At 73.5% G+C, this 5,249-nt stretch carries 8 protein-coding genes and 2 pseudogenes; 6 read left to right on the top strand and 4 right to left on the bottom strand.

The window, feature by feature from the left end:
- Positions 1 to 227: pseudogene (locus tag G3I65_RS48470) on the top strand (glycosyltransferase family 9 protein); the annotation flags it as partial.
- On the opposite strand, the gene G3I65_RS48465 reads toward G3I65_RS48470, so the two are convergent.
- Positions 176 to 1,033: an SDR family oxidoreductase gene (locus G3I65_RS48465; RefSeq protein WP_160702293.1), complete on the bottom strand. Its 858-nt coding sequence runs from the start codon at positions 1,031 to 1,033 to the stop codon at positions 176 to 178. The pseudogene G3I65_RS48470 and the gene G3I65_RS48465 sit on opposite strands and share 52 nt — an antisense overlap.
- A gap of 28 nt (positions 1,034 to 1,061) precedes the next feature.
- The gene (locus G3I65_RS48460; RefSeq protein ID WP_160702291.1) at positions 1,062 to 2,066 is read right to left on the bottom strand and encodes a hypothetical protein; all 1,005 of its coding nucleotides are present in this window, start codon (positions 2,064 to 2,066) and stop codon (positions 1,062 to 1,064) included.
- Between the two features lie 83 nt (positions 2,067 to 2,149).
- Between G3I65_RS48460 and G3I65_RS48455 the strand changes: the two genes are divergently transcribed.
- The 5 genes from G3I65_RS48455 (at position 2,150) to G3I65_RS48440 (ending at position 4,518) form a co-directional block, all read left to right on the top strand.
- Positions 2,150 to 2,974 (top strand): SDR family oxidoreductase, encoded by an 825-nt coding sequence (locus G3I65_RS48455; RefSeq protein WP_160702289.1) that lies wholly within the window; start codon positions 2,150 to 2,152, stop codon positions 2,972 to 2,974.
- Between the two features lie 152 nt (positions 2,975 to 3,126).
- The gene (locus G3I65_RS48450; protein ID WP_160702287.1) at positions 3,127 to 3,564 is read left to right on the top strand and encodes a DUF4383 domain-containing protein; all 438 of its coding nucleotides are present in this window, start codon (positions 3,127 to 3,129) and stop codon (positions 3,562 to 3,564) included.
- Between the two features lie 11 nt (positions 3,565 to 3,575).
- On the top strand, positions 3,576 to 3,743 hold the full coding sequence (locus G3I65_RS56760) for a hypothetical protein (RefSeq protein WP_166641521.1): 168 nt from the start codon (positions 3,576 to 3,578) through the stop codon (positions 3,741 to 3,743).
- A complete protein-coding gene (locus G3I65_RS48445) occupies positions 3,740 to 4,165 on the top strand; it encodes a hypothetical protein (RefSeq protein ID WP_160702285.1) in 426 nt (141 codons plus the stop codon). Before G3I65_RS56760 ends, G3I65_RS48445 begins: the two co-directional genes overlap by 4 nt.
- A complete protein-coding gene (locus G3I65_RS48440) occupies positions 4,162 to 4,518 on the top strand; it encodes a VOC family protein (protein ID WP_160702283.1) in 357 nt (118 codons plus the stop codon). Before G3I65_RS48445 ends, G3I65_RS48440 begins: the two co-directional genes overlap by 4 nt.
- Before the next feature lies 1 nt (position 4,519).
- Here the strand turns inward: G3I65_RS48440 and G3I65_RS48435 are convergent, their stop codons facing one another.
- A complete protein-coding gene (locus G3I65_RS48435; RefSeq protein WP_160702281.1) occupies positions 4,520 to 4,942 on the bottom strand; it encodes a DUF6292 family protein in 423 nt (140 codons plus the stop codon).
- 88 nt (positions 4,943 to 5,030) lie between these two features.
- Positions 5,031 to 5,249: pseudogene (locus G3I65_RS48430) on the bottom strand (phosphoribosyltransferase); the annotation flags it as partial.

Raw genomic sequence — 5,249 nt, 5'->3', positions numbered from 1 at the left:
TCGCGCCGGTGGTGCCGTCCGCGCGGTGGGCGCCCTACGGGGTGCCGGCGGTGGTGCTCGGCGACCAGCACGCGCCGTGCCGGGACAGCCGGGCGCGGGTCTGCCCCGTGCCCGGCCACCCCTGCCTGGAGACGATCGACCCGGCGGACGTCTGCCGCGCGGTGACGGCGCTGGCTCAGCCCGGCGTCGTCTCCCCGCCGAGCGCCGCGATGACTTCCCCGCTGTAGTACGACGAAAGCCGGTTCGACGCCAGGAAGACGTAGGAGGGCGCGAGGTCGTCGGGGTGCGCGGCGCGTTCGAAGGGCACCTGCAGCCCGAACTTCTCGACCTTCTCCGGCGGGAACGTCGCCGGGATCAGCGGTGTCCACACCGGACCCGGTGCGACGCAGTTGATCCGGATCCCGCGGCCGGCCAGCGCCTGGGCCATCGCCATCGTCCACGCGTGGATCGCGCCCTTGGTCGCCGAGTAGTCGATGAGGGACTTGTTGCCGCGCAGGCCGTTCACCGAACCGGTGTTGATGATCACCGCGCCTTCGCCGAGGTGCGGCAGCGCGGCCGAGGTGACGCGGAAGTAGCTGTGCATGTTGACGTCGAAGGTCCGCAGCCACTGCTCGTCGGTCAGGTCTTCGGGCTTGTCGACCGGCCACTGCGTGGCGGCGTTGTTCACCAGGATGTCGAGACCGTGCAGCTCCCGGACCGTCCGGTCGACGACGTCGCGGCAGTGCCGCGCCCCGCCGAGGTCCCCGGGCAGCAGCAGGCATTCCCGCCCCTCGGCGCGGATCCGCTCGGCGGTGTACTCGGCGTCGACGTGTTCGCTGAGGTAGGCGATGGCGACGTCGGCGCCCTCCTTGGCGAAGGCGATCGCGACCGCGCGCCCGATCCCGGAGTCGCCGCCGGTGATGAGGGCCTTCTTGCCCGCGAGCAGGCCGCGGCCCTCGTAGCCGTCCATCGTGTCCCGCGGCCGCGGATCCATGTCTCCGGTCAGCCCGGGCGGTTCCTGCTGCTGCGGCGGGCGCAGCCGTTCCTCGGTCATCGGTCCCCCCTGTTTTTCTCGACGGCGGTCAGTCCCCGGCCGGGCGGAGGTGGCGGACGGTGGCGTCCGGGTGGCGGGTCAACGGCTGCAGCGGCAGCGCCGGTGTGTCCGCCACCCGTTCCAGGTGGCGCAGCAGGATTCCCTCCCGCAAGGCCCACGGGCAGACCTCGACGCGCGGGACGTCCAACGCCGACAACGCGACTTCCGCGGCCACCGCGCCGGCCACCACCTGCCGGGCGCGTGAACGGGAGATGCCGCGCAGGGCCACCCGCTCGGCGGCGGGAATGGCGGCCAGCCGCGGGATCCGCGCGCGCAGGTCCGCGACCACCAGCTCGCGGGTGACGAACGGGCCCTTGCGCTGGGGCGGGGCGCCGGTGAGGCGAGCCAGCTGCTTGAACGTCTTCGACGTCGCCACCACCCGGCGCGGCGGGCCTTCCCAGCGCAGCCGGTCGAGGACCTCCGACAGCGTGTCACGGACGTGCCGGCGCAGAGCTTTCAGCTGCTTGCGCGTCGGCGGGTCGGCCGTCAGGTGCTCGCGGGTGAGCCGGCCCGCGCCCAGCGGGAGCGAGACCGCCAGCTCGGGCTCGACGTCCCGGCCGAGCACCAGCTCCATCGAGCCGCCGCCGATGTCGGCCAGCAGGAGCCGCCCGGCCGACCAGCCGTACCAGCGGCGCGCGGCGAAGTACGTCAGCCGCGCTTCTTCTTCGCCGGAGAGGAACTGCGGCCGGATCCCGGAACTCGCCTGGATGCGGTCGATGACGTCGTCGCGGTTCACCGCGTCGCGCACGGCCGCGGTGACGAAGGGGTACAGGTGGTCGACGCCGAGCCGCACCGCCGCGTCGACGGCCCGGGTTACGGCGGCCGCCACCCGCTCGATGCCGGTTTCGCTCAGCATGCCGTCCGGCAGCAGCTCTTCGGCGAGCAGCGTCGGTTCCTTCACCGCGTGCGCCGGCAGCGGCGGCGCTCCGGCGGACACGTCCACGACCTGCAGCTGAGCGGAATTCGACCCGATGTCGAGCACGGCCAGTCTCATCGGGGCGGCATACCCGCGTGGCGGCGTGTTTAGTCCACGAACAACGTGGTAGCCGCCTGGATACGCACCGAAAGGAGACTCCCGTGCCCACTCCGGCGCCCTTGCCCGCCGAAGCCGCTTCGCCGCGACGCGCCGTCGTGACCGGGGCGGACTCCGGGATCGGCCGCGCGGTCGCGGTCGCTCTCGCCGGTGGCGGCCTCGACGTCGGCATCACGTACCACTCCGACGCCGAGGGCGCCGAGAAGACCGCCGCCGAGGCCCGCACCCACGGCGTCGACGCGCACGTGCGGCGGCTCGACCTGACCGAGCTGCCCGGCGCCGCCGACGTCGTAGACGAGTTCGCGGACGACCTCGGCGGGATCGACGTGCTCGTCAACTGCTCCGGCACCGGCAGCAGCCAGCGCGTCATGGACCTCGGCTACGAGAAGTGGCGGGAGGTCCTCGACGTCGACCTGGACGGGGTGTTCCTCGTTTCGCAGCGCGCGGCGCGGCACATGATCGACGCCGGGCGCGGCGGCCGGATCGTCACCATCACCAGCGTCCACGAGCACGTGCCCCGCGTCGGCGCCGCGCCCTACTGCGCCGCCAAGGCCGGGGCGGGCGCGCTGACCCAGGTCCTCGCGCTGGAACTGGCCGAGCACGGCATCACCGTGAACTCGGTGGCGCCCGGCGAGATCTCGACGCCGATGACCGGGCAGGCCGACGCCGACCCGCGGGAGCAGGACCGGCCCGGCATCCCGCTCGGCCGCACCGGGCACGCCGCCGAAGTGGCCGCCGCGGTCGCGTTCCTCGCCACCCCGGCGGCCGGGTACATCACCGGCTCCTCGCTGGTCGTCGACGGCGGGCTGCTGCTGATGGGCGCCCAGCACGGCACCGCCTACCGCGAGCACGACTGGCGCACCCCCTGAGACCAGGGGCCCGCGTCCTGGCTGCAGGGACCGGCGCGGGTCCCGGCCGCGGGCCGGACGGCGGCTTCCTCAGCCCGCCGTCCGGCCCGTTCCACTCCTCCGTTTCCCACCCCTCCCGCCGGGTATCCGGGCGAGGAGGGAAGGAGAGGCCCATGTCGTCCGCCGAAACCCGCTCCCGGGCGGGGGCGTCCTGGCTTCGTCCGGTCGTCGCCGTGATCGGGCTGCTCTACCTGGTGCTCGGGGTCGCCGGGTTCTTCACCCCGGAAACGGCGGCGGTCGGGCACGAAACGACCCGCGCGGTGTGGATCTTCAGCGTGACCCCGCTGCTCAACCTGGTCCACACGGTCGTCGGCGCGCTCGGGCTGCTGGCCGCGACCCGGAGCGCCGGTTCGCTCATCTACTGCTGGGTCCTGTTCGTGGGCTTCGCCGGCATGACCGCGTACGGCGTCCTGGCCACCGCGTTCAGCACCCCCGAGGACCCGATCAACCTGAACTGGGCGGGCAACGTGCTGCACGGGCTCACCGCGCTCGCCGCGCTGGTGCTCGGCATCTTCGCCGCCCGCGCCGGCAACCGGAAGCACACCGCGTGAAGGAGGTTCCCATGCACCGCGAAAGCGACCAGCATTCGCCGCGCGAGGACGACGAGCTGAAGGCGGAGCTGCGCGGGACGCTGCAGGGCAACGGCCCGGCTCGCGCCGAGGAGTGGCGCGACCCCGAAAACGCCCCCGACGACGACACCGACGTCCCGCCGATCGGTGGCGGCGCATGACAACCGGCGAAGTGACGGCGGCGGGTACGCCCGCCGTCGTCGTGCACCACCGCCTCCACGCGGACTTCGCCGTCCCGTTCCCCTGGCTGCGCCGCCTCTTGGGCCCGCGCAGCGGCCTGGAGCTGGACACCGCGGGCCTGCGCGTCCGGTTCGGGCCGTGGCTGGTCGAGACGCCGCTGGCCAACCTGGCCGGCGCCGAGGCGACCGGCCCGTTCCACCCCCTGCGCGCGCTCGGCGTCCGGCTGTCACTGGCCGACCGCGGCCTGACGTTCGGCACCACCACGCGCGGCGGCGTGTGCCTGCGCTTCCGGGAGCCCGTGGCCGGTATCGACCCGTGGGGCAAGCTCCGTCACCCTGGCCTGACGGTGACGGTCGCCGAACCCGGGCTGGTCGCCGCGACGATCAACCGGATCGTGTCGTGACCCGGCTCCTCGCCGTGGCAGTCGACTGCCATCAGCCCGACCTGCTCGCCGAGTTCTGGGCGAAGGCCGTCGGGCACGGCGAAATCCGCACGTGGACCGACTCGCACGGCCTGACCTACCGCCAGCTGGACTTCGGCGACGGGCCGGCGCTGCTCTTCCAGCCGGTACCGGAGGAGAAGTCCGGCAAGAACCGGCTGCACCTGGACCTGGCGCCGGAGGAGCTGGACCAGCGCGCGGAGGTGGAACGCCTGGTGCTGCTGGGAGCGAAGGTCCTCGACGACCCGCCCGACGACCCGTGGATCGTGCTGGCGGACCCGGAGGGCAACGAGTTCTGCGTCCTCCCGCCCCGCTGACTCAGGCCTGGCCGACCGGGTCGGCGGCGTAGGCGGCCAGCCGGTCGTCGAAACCGTCCCGGGCACCCGGGGTCCGGAAGCCCGGCGGGTCGGGCCGGCCCGGGTAACCCTCGCCGTACAGCTCCTTCACGAACGCCACGACCTCGTCCGGCGACGGCAGCACGTCTTCACCGAGGTAGGCGAGCGCGATGACCTCGTCGCCCGTCGCCGATTCGACCGCCGCCGACCAGCCGTCGCGCTCGTCCCACAGCAGCGCCGCCTCGTGGTCCGGGAAGCGGTCGAGACGCTGGTCGAGGGCCAGGTAGCCGCCGGCGGGCACGGCCACCTCGCAGAACCAGGCCGGCACGTCCAGCTTGGCCGCGACGGCCAGCAGGTACTGCCGCAGCCCGCGCGCCGCCGCGCCGAGCTCGTCCCGTTCGATCATCGCGCCCTGCCCATCCTTCGGAGCCCCTGCCGGGTGATACCCCGTCACCCACTCGGTCAATCTGCCCTACCCCAGAGGGAGCAGTGCGTCACCGTTCGAGCAGGTCGAGCACGTCTTCGTCCCCGATCTGATGGAAATCCGCATACCACTGACCGACCGCGCGAAAGCCTGGCGGTTCGGCGACGCAGACGACGTCGTCGGCCTCTTCCAGCAGCCGCGAAGCCGCACCGGGAGCGGCCACCGGGGCGGCGAACACCACCGCGCGGGGACGCGCCGCGCGGAGTTCGCGAAGAGCCGCCGTGGCGGT

It is taken from the genome of Amycolatopsis sp. SID8362 (assembly GCF_010550475.1).
GTDB lineage: Bacteria > Actinomycetota > Actinomycetes > Mycobacteriales > Pseudonocardiaceae > Amycolatopsis > Amycolatopsis eburnea.
Note: the sequence above shows the minus strand (reverse complement) of the source record. Positions and strands in the feature narration are given on the sequence as shown.